Origin of the sequence: Pseudomonas piscis, from assembly GCF_009380155.1 — a bacterium.
GTDB lineage: Bacteria > Pseudomonadota > Gammaproteobacteria > Pseudomonadales > Pseudomonadaceae > Aquipseudomonas > Aquipseudomonas piscis.
The window spans coordinates 2,066,493-2,081,893 of sequence record NZ_WHUV01000001.1 but is presented as its reverse complement, the minus strand read 5'-3'; the positions used below and the strand labels follow the sequence as shown (position 1 = coordinate 2,081,893).

Below are 15,401 nucleotides of genomic sequence, written 5' to 3'. Positions count from 1 at the left end.
GTTTGCTCTCCTTGGTTCATGGCAGCCACTTGAGTGAGCCCGCCGGCAGTTCTCCGGCCTTTTCCATCATTCGTACCCGCTGGGTCAGCGCCTCGCGCAGCGGCTTGGGGGTCACCGGGTCGAACAGCGCATAACGCCCACTGCACCAACCGGCCAATTGCGCCTGCCAGTAGCTCGCCTGTTGTGGAGCCTGGTCCAGGCACCAAAGCAGGTACTCCAGCTGCCGCCAGCCCGGCTTGAGACTCAGCAGCATCCGCTGGCGCCATGCAGGCAGCGCTGGCCAGTGAACATCCAGGTACTGCTCCAGGGCTTCGTCGAATACCGCCCAGGGTTGTTCGCGCAGCAGGCTGACCGCCATCTCGAAGACCTTGTCCGAGACATCGCCCAGGGCCTTGAGCTGCCAGGCCATGCCGCGCTCGCCCAGGCTATGCAGGGCCAGTAGACGAGTGTTCAAGGCCGGCGAGTCCAGGGCCAGTTGCACCATGGCATCGGCCCGGGGCTCTTGCAGTTCCCTGGCCAGGCCCAGCAGGCCTTGCCACTGCGACCGGTTTGCCGGCGCCGGTTGCAGCACCCGGGCCAGCAGCACTTCCCGTGGCTCCAGGCCATAGCGTGGCGCCGCCCAATGCCCCAGGCCACGCAGGGCCGCCGAGGGGTCGAGCAAGGCCTGGCGCAATTGCTCGCGCGGGTCGTCCAACAGCGGCAGCAACAAGCGCAGGGCCTTGACCCGCACGCTAGCGCCCGAGGTCCGCATGACCTGCTCCAGCAACGGTCGGGCCTGCTCTTTAGCCAGCTCGGCGCAGGCGTCCACCGCCATCTGCCGCACGCTGACCTCGCCATGGCCCAGGGCCTGGGCCAGCAGTGCCGGGCGATCCGCACCACTGTCCAGCAACAGCTCGAAGACGAACCGTGCGGCCCGGCCCCGGCAAGCGGCAAAGGCCTGCTCGACCTCGCCTCGCACTTGCGGCAACTGCAGCACCGCTCGTGCCCGTTCCAGGGTCGCCCCGTGGCTGACCCGCTGCTTGGCGGTCAAGGCCAGCAGCGGACCGAGGGCCTGCAACCACAAGGCGCCATGTTCAGGTACCAGGTACAGCTCCACGGCCGTAGCCGCCTCCTGGCGAACCTGGGGTACCCAATCGTTGAGACGCTCCAGCAGCACCACCAGGGCGGCGGCCGACGGCTGGCGGGCCAGCCGTCGTACTGCCGACTGGCGGACGAAGCCATTGCCAAAACCGCTCAGGACCAGCCAGGCATCGTGTTCGTCCCGGGTTTGCCAGACTTCGCGCATCCGGCCAATTTCGTAGTCGCTCAGTTGGTAGTGCCAATCGGGCGGGCACTCCAGCATATCCATGACATCCATCGCTCTACCCCTTAACGCATACCACCTGACGCAAGGTATGCAGTACTTCCACCAGTTCGCGCTGGGCGTCCATCACTTGGTCGATGTCCTTGTAGGCCATCGGGATCTCGTCGATCACGTTCTCATCCTTACGGCACTCCACATGGGCGGTGGCGCGGATCTGGTCGGCCAGGGTGAAGGTGTTCTTGGCCTTGGTCCGGCTCATGGTTCGACCGGCACCGTGGCTGCAGGAGCAGAACGCCTCCTCGTTACCCAATCCGCGGACGATGAAGCTCTTGGCCCCCATCGACCCGGGGATGATCCCCAACTCGCCCTTCTTCGCCGACACCGCGCCCTTGCGGGTCACCAGCACCTCTTCACCGAAGTGGCGCTCCTTCTGTACGTAGTTGTGGTGGCAGTTCACCGCCTCCAGCGCCACTTCAAAAGGCTTGCTGATCACCTTGCGGGTGGCCTGGATCACCAGTTGCATCATCAACTCGCGGTTCTGCCGGGCGAAATCCTGGGCCCAGGCCACGGCCTCGACGTAATCATCGAAGTGCTGGCTACCTTCCTCGAAGTAGGCCAGGTCGCGGTCCGGCAGGTTGGCGATGTGCTGGCGCATATCCGCCTGGGCCAGGTTGATGAACAGGTTGCCGATGGCATTACCTACGCCGCGCGAACCGCTATGGAGCATGAACCAGACGCGGTTGGCCTCGTCCAGGCACACCTCGATGAAGTGGTTCCCGCCTCCCAGGGTTCCCAGGTGCTGGCGGTTGTTGCTGTTGGCCAGCGCCGGGTACTTATCGGTGATCGCCTTGAACCGTGGATGCAGGGCCGCCCAGGCCTGGTCGGCCTGCTGCGGGATCTCGCCCCAGGCCCCCTTGTCTCGCCCGCTACGTGGCGAGGTACGACCGTGGGGCACCGCCTGCTCGATGGCGCTACGCAACCCGGCCAGGTTATCCGGCAGGTCGGAGGCGGTCAGCGAGGTCCGGGCGGCGATCATCCCGCAGCCGATATCCACCCCGACCGCCGCCGGAATGATCGCGCCCACGGTGGGGATCACGCTGCCGATGGTCGATCCCTTACCCAGGTGGACGTCGGGCATCACGGCCAGGTGCTTGAAGATGAAGGGCATCTTGGCGGTGTTCATCAGCTGCTGGCGGGCTTCGTTTTCCACGGGCACGCCCTGGGTCCACATCTTGATTGGCTTACCGTTGGCGACTTCCAGCAATTGGTAGGTCTTGCGTTCCATATCTTTTTACTCGTTCTTCCTGGGGCCCGAATCCGGGCCTTGTTATATCGGCAGCGCAAGAGCGGATTGCAGTCTTGCGCCCATGATCGATCGGGTGGCCGGTCATCCGGCAGGTCTTGGCGACAAAAAAAGGTGAAACATGCAGCCTGCTCTACCCCTGAGCTACCACCTTGCGGTGGGCGGGAATCGAACCCGCGACCAGGCTGTCCTGTAGTTCCACCGGCATTCGCCGGGTCAATCGGTGCAGGCCGGGCCTGCGGGCAGCGACAAGGGAACGGGCACATTTGCTCTACCCACTGAGCTACAGCCTTGCGGCTGGCGGGGCTCGAACCCGCGACACGATGTAGTACCCGTGGCATTCGCTGCCATCCCGCCAAGGCGGGGAAAACCTGCGACGACAAGGGATCGATGAAACGATGCACTCGCGTTCTGGTGGTTGAACCACGGCGCCCTTTTCGAGCACCGGCGGGGCTTGCACCCGCATCTCGAGCCTTGGATGTAGTTCCATCGGCATTCGTCGCAAAAAACCGCAAAACAGGTGGCGCGACAACAGTAGTGACTGATAGCCGGATTCGAACCGGCAAGACCAGGATGTACAGCCACCGGCATTCGCGCCGTCACCGGCCCTGACAAAATCTGCTGAGACGTCTTTGGATGTAGTCACAGCGGCATTCAGGGCCAATGATCAAGAAACTTCTGTGTGCGCCGGCTACCCGGCGCATGCTCTGACTCAATAACCTGGCGCTCAGGGCGCCAGGGCCTCGATGGCTTTCACCCAGTGCTGGCCACCATAGTTGCCGGCGATGAACTGCTCGATCACGTCGAACACCGCATCGCTGAAGCCACCGACATTGAGGATGTCCTCACGGTCCGGGGCCTGGGTGGTGGCCCCGGGTTGCATATCGATGCACACCAGCCGGGCGTTGGGGTTGATCGCCTTGATCCGCTCCCACTGGCGCATGGTTTCAGTGGCCCCATGGCGCCGGGCGTCGATCCACGACTCGTTGTCCGAGACCAGGATCAGCGTATCCAGCTTGAACCGCGCATTGGCCAGCTGCGCCAAAGGTGCCGAGCAGTTGGTCCCGCCGCCACCGATAGCCGCCAGCTTCTGGGCGTTGGTCATCACGCTGTCCCGGGGATTGAGGCGGATATCCACCACTTCCCGCTCGAACGGCATGACCCGCGCCGTCGGCCGCTTGCGCAGGACCGCCGCCGCCACCAGGGCCGCCACGTCGATGCAGCGCACCGCTGTGGTGGCACCCTGGCGATGGCCAGTGACCGGACTGTGCATCGACCCCGAGACGTCCGGGCATACCACGACCGAACCGCTGAGCGCCGGCACGTTGGCCAGGGACAGCTCCAGGGCATCCTGCAGCGCTTCACGTACCCGGTACGGCACCTCCTGCCCCGCCATGCGGTAGGCCGCCAGCAGCTGGTACGGGTAGACCCGGGCCTTGGCCACTTCCTCGGCATCCGCCAGCCGCGCCGCCACATACTCCGTGCAACCGCGCACCTGGAACGCACCGTGGCGAGCCAGGGTGTTGAGGTTCATGCGCAGCCCCTGCCAGCCCATGTTGCGAGCCTGGGCGGCCCATTGCTCGGCGCTCAGGGTCTCGTTGCCCAGCAACTGGAACGGTACATCCGGCACCTGAGTGCTGGCCCCGCTGCGAAACGCCAGCAGCTCGCGGGTCAGCCCGGGCAGCGCCTGGACATCCACCGGCTTGCCGATCAGCCAGGCGAAGAATGCTTCGCGCCAGGCCTCGCGGGGCTTGGGGTGGACCATCTTGACCACATCCGCCAGCGACGGCTGGTTGCCGATCGATGCCTGCAGCAGCTGGCGCTCGCTGGCGTTGTTCAGCCAGTCCTGTACCAGGCGCTTGGGTTGCGAGCCCAGGGACTTGCGACCAGTCACGCCGCTACGCAGGATCTGCACGTAGTTGCGCAGCATCTTGCCGTTGTCCACCACCTGGGCGAACAGCTCGGGCACCTGGACCGAACGTTGCGCGGTCAGCGCCGCCAGCAGCAGCGCCGGCATGTCCTTCATATGGCCTTGCTGGCGAGCGTAGCGAGCGGCCTGGGCCACGAAGCGGCTGTCGACTGCACCCACCAGTTGCAACACGGCTTCCAACTGATCCTCGGGCGAGGTGTAGAAGGTCGAGTTCAGGCAACCGGTGACCGCCAGCTGAGCCAGGCGGTGCTTGGCGTCGTAGGCGTAGGCCGGGGCCCGGGAGGCATTGCGGGTGTCGCTCGCCGGGGCTTTTGCCTGTTGGGTGTTGAACAGCTGCTGGTTGGCCATCTTGGCGTCTCGCTGGTTGTCTTGTTCGTTGCCAGAGATATTGCAGCCGCCGTGCCAGCTTTGAATTTTTTATCGAATTAACTTTTAACTTATTGATTTTAAACGAATTTATTTTTCACCTTGATTTCTTCGGTGATTTTTCACGACAAACACCCCTCTGATTTTATATCTTTATCTATCGCAATTTATCTAAAGGTATAAACATGTCGGGCAAGTCCACGGTCGCCATCGGTTTCGTCGGTGCCACCCTCGATCGCGTCGGCAAGGGCGCCAACCGTTGGAGCCACTGGCGCCCGAGCGTGGGCTTGTGCCAGCAGCAGGATGTGCTGATCCACCGCCTGGAACTGATCCATGGCGTCGACGTCCGGGACATCAGCCTCGCCGGGCGCATTGCCGATGACATCCGCCAGGTCTCCCCCGAGACCGAGGTGCGCCTGCACCCCATGGAGCTGAAGAACCCCTGGGACTTCGAGGAGGTGTATGGCGCCCTGCACGACTTCACCAGCGCCTACGCGTTCGACACCGAGCGCGAGGACTACCTGGTGCACATCACCACCGGGACCCACGTGGCGCAGATTTGCTGGTTCCTGTTGACCGAGGCCCGCTTCCTGCCGGCGCGGCTGATCCAGACCTCCCCAGCCCGGCGCCGCGATCCGGGCGAGCACGCCACTGGTACCCATGCACTGATCGACCTCGACCTGTCGCGCTATGACCGCATTGCTTCGCGCTTCGCCCACAAGCGCCTGGAGGGCCTGGCCTTTCTCAAGTCGGGGATCGCCACCCGCAACCTGGCCTTCAACCGCTCCATCGAACAGATCGAGCGAGTGGCGGTACGTTCCAGGGCCCCGATGCTGCTGATCGGCCCCACCGGGGCGGGCAAGTCGTTCCTGGCCCGGCGCATCTATGAACTCAAGCGTGGGCGGCACCAGGTCCAGGGGCGCTTTGTCGAGGTCAACTGCGCCACCCTGCGCGGCGACGGCGCCATGTCGGCACTGTTCGGCCATACCAAGGGCGCCTTCACCGGCGCCCAGAATGCCCGCGAGGGCCTGCTGCGGGCGGCCCACGGCGGCATGTTGTTCCTCGACGAGATCGGCGAGCTGGGGCTGGACGAACAGGCGATGCTGCTCAAGGCCATCGAGGAGAAACGCTTCTTCCCCATGGGGTCGGACCAGGAGATGGAGAGCGACTTCCTGATCATCGCCGGCACCCACCGCGACCTGCGCGGCCGGGTCGCCCAGGGCCTGTTCCGCGAAGACCTGTACGCCCGGATCAACCTCTGGACCTTCAATCTGCCGGGGCTGGCGGGGCGTCGCGAAGACATCGAGCCCAACATCGATTTCGAGCTGGAACGCCATGCCCGGGAGCAAGGCCAACTGGTGCGCTTCAACCTCGAGGCCCGGCGGCGCTACCTGGCTTTCGCCAGCTCCAGCGAAGCGGCCTGGCTGGGCAACTTCCGCGAGCTGTCGGCGTCCATCACCCGCATGGCCACCCTGGCCGACAGCGGCCGGATCGACGAGGCCCTGGCCCAGGAAGAGATCCAGCGCCTGCGCCATGCCTGGGGCCTGGAACAGGTCGAGGACGAGGTGCAACTGTTGCTGGGCGCAGATGTGGAACTGGACCTGTTCGACCGCCTGCAACTCAAGGCGGTGATCGCCGAATGCCGGCGCGCCGACAGCCTGTCGGATGCCGGGCGGCGCCTGTTCGGGGTCTCGCGCCTGGGCAAGGCCAATCCCAACGACGCCGATCGCTTGCGCAAGTACCTGGCGCGCTTCGGCCTGGACTGGAAACAGATCACCAGTTGAGCATCGCGTAGCTGCTCATGAATGCCCACTGAATGCCCTGCGGGCCTTGGCGCAGCCTCGCAGGCTCGGCAGCGGCTACAAAGGCTGCGCCAGACACAAGGGTGCCCGCTTCGTGTAGCCGCTGCCACAGGCTGCGCACGGGCGCGCAGCGGCCGCGATGCGGCAGATCAGGCCAGCGCCGGCTGTGGCACGGCGAATACGCCGCTGGACCGCGCCACTTCGCGCTCGCCAACACTCAGCACCACGGTGGCGAAGGCGATCTGCCGCCCCCGCCGGGAATGCTCGAGGCGCACCTCCAGCCACTCCCCCACCTGCACCGCGCCCAGGTAATCGAGGCTCATGCTGGCGGTGATCAGCGGCAACGGCGGCTCGCTGGCGAAGGCCATGGCGTAACCCATGCCGATGTCCGCCAGGGTCGCGATGATGCCGCCATGGACGATGCCGCGACCGTTGGCGTGCCGCGCATCGGCACGCAGGCCCACGCGCAGCCCGCTGCCACTGCCGCAGCCATAGACCGGACCGATCAGCTCCAGCAACGGACTGCTGCGAGGCAAGGGACTGAAACCCTGGGGAACATCCGCTTCACTCATGACAGGCTCCTTGAGCACCAGCGCAGCACCATCGCTGCGTACTGCCACAGATGTAGCGCCAATCCGCGGAGCGGCCTATCAGTATCAATCCCGGAAATTGCCGCAAATAAGACACAACGCCATCGTGGCCGCCCCAGGAAGGACGGTAAGATGCGCGCCTGCGTTCCCAACGCAGTTTCAAGTACCCAAGGAGCTCCCATGCAACATCAGGACGACCACCCTAACCGCCCTCGCCGCCTGGCTTTTGCCCTGCTGGGCGCGCTGGCACTCAGCGCCTGCTCTCCCAGCGACCAGGGCAGAAGCGCCGTGGCCCTTGGCGGCGCCCAGGGCCAGGCCGGCGCCCAGTTGGCCTACGAACATGAGCTGACCCTGTCGTTGCCCTCGGAGCAGATTGGCCCGCGCCTGGTGCAAACCCGTGAAGCCTGCGAACAGGCGAAGTTCGGCGCGTGCAATATCCTGCGCCTGGAACAAGGCAAATACCGCGCCCAGGTGGTGCTGCGCATCGTCCCTGGCGGCGTCGAGCCCCTGGTCCAGCAGGCCGCCGCAGGCGCCGAGCTGGGCGAGCGCATCACCAGCGCCGAAGACCTGGCCGACGCCGTGGCCGACGTGCAGCGCCAGCAGCAACGGCTCAAGGCCCAGCAGCAGCGGCTGGACGAACTGGCCGCGCGCAAGGACATCAGCGTCGGCGACCTGATCGCCTTGAGCAAGGAACAAGCCGGCATCGAGAATGACCTGCAAGCCCTGGCCCAGACCGCCGCTGGCCAGCAACGGCGGTTGGACACCAACCGCCTGACCCTGAACTTCCAGCCCAGCGACAGCGGCCAGCGCAGCTCCAACCTCAAGCGCGCCTTCAGCAACCTGCTGGACAACCTGGCCGACGGTACCGCCGAGGCCCTGGAGAAAGGCAGCTACGTGCTGCCCTTCGTGATCCTCGCCTTCCCCCTGGCGCTGCTGTGGGTCTGGCTGTGGCGCAAGTTCGTCCGTCGCCGCCAGTAACCTCGCCTAGGCCTGGGCCTGGAGCGCCAGTTGCAAGCGCTCCAGGCCGATGCCGAACCCAGCCCCCTGGCGATAGGCCCCCGCCCCCACCACTTGCTGCTGCGCCCCCAGGCGCCGGCAACGCACCTCGAAACCCTCGCCATCCAGGTAATAGGTCAGGCCACGCTTGACCCCGAGGTTGAGCTCATAGTCCAGCGCCAAGGCATCCAGGAAGCCGGTGCACAACTGCTGCGCCTGCAGCAGTGCCTGGCGTGGGTCGGGCCCGAGGATCTCCAGTCCCAGCTGGGTGAATTCACGGTAGCGCCCGGCCTGGGGCTTCTCGTAGCGATAACAGCGGGCAACGTAGAAGAACATTGCCTGGGTCCGTCCCGCCAGCAGCTGGCCAGCGGTTTCCTGGAACAGCGCGGTGGCTTCCGGGATCAGGCAGCACGGGCGTCCGGCCTTGTCGGCGAAGGCCCACATCTGGCCGATGACTTCACTGCCACCGGCCTTCTCGATGAAGGTGTCCTGGCCCCACAAGGCCGGGACTATGACCTCTTCAGCACCCGCTTCGATGAAGCCTGCTCCGGAACCGGCCCTCCAGGATGCGCAGGTTGGCGGCTTGTTCGCCGGTGATCATTCGCGTGCCACGGAGCATGGTCATGGGTAGTTCCTCAGGTTTTTTACAGACAATAAAAAAGGCGCCTTGCAGGGCGCCTTGGTGGTGAATCGAGGGTCAGTGGCGAGGGATGCGCATCACTGACGGCTCGACGCGCATACGCGACCACGGCCCCTGGAATGAGGTCGATGGTGATGGGTGCGATTGCCGAGCCGGAAAAAATTCATGGCGCATCCTGGCATATCGGATGCGCCGATGCCAAGCCTACCGACGCGCCATGCAACGCTGATAGCGCTCGTCCACCCGCTTGGCGAACCAGGCGGTGGTCAGCTGGCGCGTGATCTTCGGGCTCTTGAGCTCGATGCCCGGGAGTATCTGCCGCGGTACGTCCTTGCCCTTGCCCTTGGCCTGGTCGGCCAGGACGAACACCTTGCGGTACAGCGCGGTTTGCTCGAATTGCGCGCTGTCGCCCTGCTCCAGCTGGTCGCGAATCACCGGGTTGCGCAGCCCCAACTGCTTGCCCAGGGTGCGTACTGCCAGCTCGGTGCTGCCGGGCAGGATCGAGTCGTAGCGGATCAGGTCGCCATCGAGCGCCAGGCGAATCCCGCTGAGCTGGCTCACCGCGGCCTGGAACGCGGCATTGCGGCTGGCGTACCAGCCAGCGTTGAAGTCGGCGAAGCGATACAGCGGCTGCGGATAGCTCACCGGATAACCCAGCAGGTGGGCGATGCCGAAGTACAGGCCACCGCGACGACTGAAGACCTCATGGCGGATCGAGTCCCGTGGTGAATAGGGATAGCCCTGGGCGTGTTTCTCGGCAAAGGCGATGCTGACCTGCATCGGCCCGCCGGTGTGCACCGGGTTGAAACCACCGAACAGGGTCTGCCCCATGGGCACCTGGCCGATGAAGTCATCGAAGATCGCGCTCAGCTCCTTTTCGGTACGGGCCTTGGCCAGGCGCTGGCTGTAGGACTGGCCGTCGCCGGAGCGCACCTGCAACGCGGCGCTGACCAGCATCGCCGGCACATGCACCTTGGCCGCGCGACGATCGACTTCATCCCGGGCAATGCGCCCCAGGCCCGGCACCGCCGGATCGACCTGGAAACCGGACTCCTGCTCGGCCACCGCCAGCACCGCGCACAGGTTGCCGGGACTGGGCTCGAGCCCCTGGGCGCTGAATGCCACCTGGATATCCCGGGCCCAGCCCTGGCGATCGTTCACCTGGGCGGGCAACAGTCGCAGGATGCGCGCCTGGACCTGCTCGGCAGGTATCTCGGGCGAGCGGGAACCGGGCTGGCTGGCACAACCGGCCAACAACAGCAGGCCCAGGAAACTGCCGACAAGGCGATGTGAAATCATGGTTCTCCAAGGAAAGTCGGGACCCGGTCCCATGCAAGTAAAGCAACGAACGCGAGCTTCGACCGAAGAGCTGTAGCGCCGTTCCCCTGCCCCGCTGTGATCGGCTTCGTGTAGCCGCTGCCGCAGGCTGCGTACCGGCGCGCGGCGACCGCCCATGCCCGGCCATTCGTGCACTGAAGGCCCTGCGGGCCTTGGCGCAGCCTCGTAGGCTCGGCAGCGGCTACAGATCCGCTCAAATCGCCGGCAACAAGAACAGGGCCGACTAGAATCCATCTACTGCACACCCCCGCCTGGGTGTATGTTCGACGACTCCCCCGCCTTGCCATGGAGTTCTGCCCGGATGTTGAACCTGGATTTCTTGATCACCAGCCTGATCGTCGTGCTGATCCCCGGCAGCGGCGTGATCCTCACCATTTCCACGGCCCTGGTGGCCGGCAAGCGCGCCAGCCTGTTCACCGCCATCGGCTGCACCGGCGGGATAGTCCCGCACCTGCTGGCCTCGATCCTCGGCCTGTCGGCGATCCTGCACACCAGTGCCCTGGCGTTCCAGGGCCTGAAGTTCGCCGGGGTCGCCTACCTGCTGTACCTGGCCTACGCCACCTGGCGCGATCGCTCGGCCTTCGCCGTCGATAGCAACGCGGTCAGCCAGGGCGCCGGCGCGCTGATGCTCAAGGCCTGCCTGCTGAACATCCTCAACCCCAAGCTGACGATCTTTTTCCTCGCCTTCCTGCCGCAGTTCATCAGCCACGACGGCAGCGACCCGATCCCGCAGATGCTGCTCTTGAGCGGCGTGTTCATGGCCATGACCTTCTTGGTGTTCGTGCTCTACGGCCTGCTGGCCAACCTGTTCCGCACCGCGGTGATCGAATCGCCCAAGGTCCAGGACTGGCTGCGCCGCAGCTTCGCCGCCAGCTTTGCCGGCCTGGGGCTGAACCTGGCCTTCGCCCAGCGTTGAACCCGTGGCAAGCAGCGCCAGGCCCATGACATTGACTTCCTTGCCGAGGATCCAGACATGAACTGCAGCGACGTACTGATCAGCGGCGCCGGCCCCACCGGCCTGGTCCTGGCGCTCTGGTTGCGCCAGCAAGGGGTCAAGGTGCGGATCATCGACAAGACCCACGGCCCGGGCACCACGTCCCGGGCCCTGGCGGTGCAGGCCCGGACCCTGGAACTGTATCGCCAGCTGGGCCTGACCCAGGCCATCGTCGAGCGTGGCTACCACGTGCCGGCGGTGAACCTCTGGGTCAAGGGCGAGCGGGCCGCGCAGTTGCCGTTCAATGCCATCGGCGGCGACCTGACGCCCTACCCCTTCCTGCAGATCTTCCCCCAGGACGAACACGAGCAACTGCTGATCGAGCGCCTGGCCCTGTTGGGCACCCAGGTCGAGCGCGACACCGAACTGCTGGCCTTCACCGACCACGGCCATCTGGTCAACGCCCGGCTGCGCGGCCCCGACGGCCGCGAAGAACACTGCCAGGCGTTCTACCTGGCCGGTTGCGACGGTGCCCACTCCGTCGTGCGCAAGACCCTGGGCAGCGCCTTCCCCGGTGGCACCTACCAGCAGGTGTTCTACGTCGCCGATGTCGAGGCCGGCGGCCCGAGCCTCGATGGCCAGTTGCATGTGGACCTGGACGATGCCGACTTCCTGGCGGTGTTTCCCCTGGCCCAAAGTGGCCGGGCGCGATTGATCGGCACCGTGCGCGACGAACGTGCCGAGCACCCGGAGCACCTGCGCTTCGAGGATGTCAGCCAGCGCGCCATGCACCAGCTCAAGGTGGAGGTCGGCCAGGTCAACTGGTTCTCCAGCTACCGGGTGCACCACCGGGTGGCCGAGCAATTCCGCTGCGGCCGGGCGTTCCTGCTCGGCGACGCGGCGCACCTGCACAGCCCCGCAGGCGGCCAGGGCATGAACACCGGGATTGGCGACGCGATCAACCTGGCCTGGAAACTGGCCGCGGTACTCAAGGGCCAGGCCAGCGAGAGCTTGCTGGACAGCTACGGCATCGAGCGCATGGAGTTCGCCCGGCGCCTGGTGGCCACCACCGATCGGGTGTTCAGCTTCGCCACCGCCGATGGGCCGATCGCCCAGCTGGTGCGGACCCGCCTGGCGCCCCTGCTACTGCCGAAGATCGCCGCCGTGGAACGGGCCCGGGAGTTCCTGTTTCGCACCGTGTCGCAGATCACCCTGAACTACCGCGGCATGCCCCTGAGCGCCGGCGGCGTCGGCCCGGTGCACGGCGGCGATCGCCTGCCCTGGGTCAGGACCGAGGGGCAAGACAATTTCGACAGCCTGGAGTACCTGGGCTGGCAGGTGCATGTGTATGGCGAGGCGAATGAGGATTTGCGCGACTGGTGCCAGGCCCGGGGTGTCCCATTGTCGAGCTTCGACTGGCTGCCGGCCCATGCCGAGGCCGGGCTGGTGCGCAACGCCCTGTACCTGCTGCGCCCCGACACCTACGTCGCGCTGGCGGAGCGTTCGGCCGACCCGCAGGTGCTGGAGCGGTATTTCCGTGAACGGCAGATATCCCCACAGCCCGCCACGGCGCTGCCCAGGACGCCGTGAGACCTGCCCCGCTCCATCGGTATTGGCAAGGCGGTTCCGGCATCCGCCAGCCCCGCCTCACGGGCCTTAGAAGTCGGCCTTGACCGACAGGGTGAAGTTGCGCGGATCACCATAGAAGTTGCCGAAATTCTCGGTACCGATGGTGGTGTAGTAGCGCTTGTCCAACAGGTTGTTGCCGTTCAGCGCCAGGGACCAGGTGTCGTCGATGCGGTAGCCGATCCGCCCGTTCCAGATGGCATAACCGGCCTGGCTGATGTGCTTGCCGCTGGCAGGCGAGACGCGGTAGTTGTCACTCTGGGCATTGACCCCGGCCCCCAAGGTAAAGCGCTCCAGAGCACCGCCCAGCTGGTAGTCGCCCCAGACCCGCAACAGGTGCCGCGGCACATAGGAGTTGAATGGCTGGCCGTTGTTGTTGCGGTCGGCGTCCTCCAGGGTCTTGGTCTGGGTATAGGTGTAGCCGGCCAGCACCTGCAGACGCTCGATCACCTCGCCACTGACTTCGGCTTCAAAGCCCTGGGCGCGGACCTTGCCCGAGTTCATCGAACACGTACTGTCGGGGCATGCCGGGTCGTCCTGCTGGGCATCCTGCTGGATCGTGCGGAACAGGCTGAAGGCGCTGTTCAGGCGGCCATCGAACCACTCGCCCTTGATCCCTGCTTCGTAGCTCTTGCCCACCAGCGGCTTGAGGGTGGTGCCATCCAGGGTCCGATAGTTGCCCTGGGGGGTGAAGATGCTGGAATAGCTGGCATACAGCGTCAGGTTGTCGTTGAGGTCATACAAGATCCCGGCGAACGGGGTGACCTCGCCGGTTTCCTTGGAACGGGTACTGCTGGGCGTACGGGTTTCGCGCCAGTAGGCCACGGCATCGTTCTGCGACTTGTACCAGCTGACCCGGCTGCCCATCACCAGGGTCAGCGGGTCGGCCAGTTTCAGGCGCAGGGTGGAATACAGCCCTTGCTGCTGGATCCGTATATCGGAGGGGCCGCCCCGGCTGGAGTTGGCCTGGTAGTAGCTGTCATCGGGCTTGGGCAGGTGGTGATCGGGGTCCAGCACATTCTGCCGTTGCGGCAAGCTGGCCACGGCGTAGAAGTCGTCCTTGATCGAACGGCTGGCATTGGCCCCGACAGTCAGTTCGTGCTCCTGGCCAAAGGCCTGGAAGCGTCCGTCGACATAGGCATCGAAGCCATAGTCCACCTGGTCGTAATCAAAGGTGCTGGCCAGCATCAGGGTATTGGAGCGGCTGGCGCCCACCGGCACCGAGCCGCTGGGGAACGCGTATTCGATGTCCTGGGTGTTGCGGCTGTAGACACCCGCCACCTTCAGCGCCCAGTCATCGTTGAGCTGCTGCCGGAGGTCGGCGAAATAGGTCGCGCGCTTGCTGCGCGAGTTGTTCCAGGCGGCGTTCAGGCAAGTCGAACGGCCGAGCTTGAGATCGCTGCCATCGCTGTAGCGCGGCAGGCCGCCCCAGCATGGGCGCGAATCGACGTCTTCATAGGCCATGCCCAGGCCCAGGGTGGTGTCGTCACCAAGATCGAAATCCAGGGCGCCGTAGTAGACCTGGTCCTTGCGCTCGCCCAGGTCATAGAAGTACTGCCGGGTCTGCTGGGTGACCACCGCCCGGCCACGGACCGTGCCGGCATCGTTCAACGGCCCGCCGGTGTCCACCTGGGCCCGATAGTTGTCCCAACTGCCGGCGGACATCGCAAGCTCGGTGTGCGGCGTGGCCTGACCACGCTTGCGCACGAAGTTCACCGAGCCTGCGGTACCGCCTGCGCCCTTGAGCATGCCGGCGGCGCCACGCAGGATCTCCACCCGATCATAAAAGGCCATGTCGCTGCTGAAGCTGTCGGCCTGCACGTAGCTGCTACCCATGTCCAGGGGCACGCCGTCGTACTGGTACTGGCCGGTCATGCGAAAGCCCCGGGAGTAGAAGTACTTGCCGCCCATGGGCGAGTCGTAGAGGGTGATGCCCGGGGTTTTCTCCATCACCTGGTCGATGGTGTTGAGGTTCTGGTCATCGAGCATCTTGCGGGTGATCACGGTCACCGACTGCGGGGTTTCCTTGAGGGAATGCTGGCCCTTGCCGATGGTCACCGCGCCAGTGGTGTAGGAGCCGGAGTATTCGGTGGTCGCCCCCAGCTCCTGGCCCTGGACCTGGGTGGTGCCCAACTGCAGGGCGCCGCTGCCCTGGGGTACGGGGCGCAAGACATAGCTGCCGTTGCTCTGGGGTTCGGCCTGCCAGCCACTGCCGGCAAGAATCCGCGCAAAACCTTCCTGCACGCCATAGTCGCCCTTCAGGCCGGCTGAACGCAGGCCAGCAGTCTGCCGGGCATCGAAGGAAATGGCCGCCCCCGCAGCGCTGGCATAACGGCTCAACACCTCGGTGAGCTCACCGGCGGCGATATCGAAGTGGCGGGCCTGCACCTGCTCGCTGGCGACCGCAGCCATTGCCGGTGCCATGGCGTGAGCCGTCAGCGCCCCCCACAACCCGATCCTGACCGCCAACACCCGCTTGGACTTGTGTACATCAGACATGCTTTGCCATCCCCCACGCTTGAAAATGAATCCACTGGGGGATGAGCCGGACCAGGCCCGACAATAGTGCAAAC

At 65.4% G+C, this 15,401-nt stretch carries 11 protein-coding genes; 4 read left to right on the top strand and 7 right to left on the bottom strand.

What is annotated here, in order from left to right; all coding sequences use genetic code 11:
* Window positions 1-16: 16 nt before the first annotated feature.
* The 3 genes from GDH07_RS09780 to GDH07_RS09770 all read right to left on the bottom strand — a co-directional run bounded on the left by GDH07_RS09780 (window position 17) and on the right by GDH07_RS09770 (window position 4,884).
* On the bottom strand, window positions 17-1,357 hold the full coding sequence (locus tag GDH07_RS09780) for a PBS lyase (protein WP_152897262.1): 1,341 nt from the start codon (window positions 1,355-1,357) through the stop codon (window positions 17-19).
* Window positions 1,358-1,361: 4 nt separating this feature from the next.
* Window positions 1,362-2,588 (bottom strand): RtcB family protein, encoded by a 1,227-nt coding sequence (locus tag GDH07_RS09775; protein WP_053138441.1) that lies wholly within the window; start codon window positions 2,586-2,588, stop codon window positions 1,362-1,364.
* A 745-nt stretch (window positions 2,589-3,333) separates the two neighbouring features.
* Window positions 3,334-4,884: a TROVE domain-containing protein gene (locus tag GDH07_RS09770; RefSeq protein WP_152897261.1), complete on the bottom strand. Its 1,551-nt coding sequence runs from the start codon at window positions 4,882-4,884 to the stop codon at window positions 3,334-3,336.
* 203 nt (window positions 4,885-5,087) lie between these two features.
* Here GDH07_RS09770 and rtcR point away from each other — a divergent pair, with 203 nt between their 5' ends.
* Window positions 5,088-6,686: an RNA repair transcriptional activator RtcR gene (rtcR, locus tag GDH07_RS09765; protein WP_152897260.1), complete on the top strand. Its 1,599-nt coding sequence runs from the start codon at window positions 5,088-5,090 to the stop codon at window positions 6,684-6,686.
* A 167-nt stretch (window positions 6,687-6,853) separates the two neighbouring features.
* Here the strand turns inward: rtcR and GDH07_RS09760 are convergent, their stop codons facing one another.
* Window positions 6,854-7,276, bottom strand: a complete 423-nt coding sequence (locus GDH07_RS09760) for a PaaI family thioesterase (RefSeq protein WP_152897259.1) — start codon at window positions 7,274-7,276, stop codon at window positions 6,854-6,856.
* Between the two features lie 198 nt (window positions 7,277-7,474).
* Here GDH07_RS09760 and GDH07_RS09755 point away from each other — a divergent pair, with 198 nt between their 5' ends.
* Window positions 7,475-8,272, top strand: coding sequence for a DUF4349 domain-containing protein (locus GDH07_RS09755; protein ID WP_022643597.1), 798 nt, complete (start codon window positions 7,475-7,477; stop codon window positions 8,270-8,272).
* A gap of 6 nt (window positions 8,273-8,278) precedes the next feature.
* Here the strand turns inward: GDH07_RS09755 and GDH07_RS09750 are convergent, their stop codons facing one another.
* On the bottom strand, window positions 8,279-8,827 hold the full coding sequence (locus GDH07_RS09750) for an ATP phosphoribosyltransferase regulatory subunit (RefSeq protein WP_053138453.1): 549 nt from the start codon (window positions 8,825-8,827) through the stop codon (window positions 8,279-8,281).
* A gap of 307 nt (window positions 8,828-9,134) precedes the next feature.
* The gene (locus tag GDH07_RS09745) at window positions 9,135-10,229 is read right to left on the bottom strand and encodes a DUF1615 domain-containing protein (protein WP_152897257.1); all 1,095 of its coding nucleotides are present in this window, start codon (window positions 10,227-10,229) and stop codon (window positions 9,135-9,137) included.
* Between the two features lie 340 nt (window positions 10,230-10,569).
* Between GDH07_RS09745 and GDH07_RS09740 the strand changes: the two genes are divergently transcribed.
* Window positions 10,570-11,184 (top strand): LysE family translocator, encoded by a 615-nt coding sequence (locus GDH07_RS09740; protein ID WP_022643594.1) that lies wholly within the window; start codon window positions 10,570-10,572, stop codon window positions 11,182-11,184.
* Between the two features lie 57 nt (window positions 11,185-11,241).
* Window positions 11,242-12,792: an FAD-dependent monooxygenase gene (locus tag GDH07_RS09735; protein WP_152897256.1), complete on the top strand. Its 1,551-nt coding sequence runs from the start codon at window positions 11,242-11,244 to the stop codon at window positions 12,790-12,792.
* 66 nt (window positions 12,793-12,858) lie between these two features.
* On the opposite strand, the gene GDH07_RS09730 is transcribed toward GDH07_RS09735, so the two are convergent.
* Window positions 12,859-15,327: a TonB-dependent siderophore receptor gene (locus GDH07_RS09730; protein WP_152897255.1), complete on the bottom strand. Its 2,469-nt coding sequence runs from the start codon at window positions 15,325-15,327 to the stop codon at window positions 12,859-12,861.
* Window positions 15,328-15,401 lie beyond the last annotated feature (74 nt).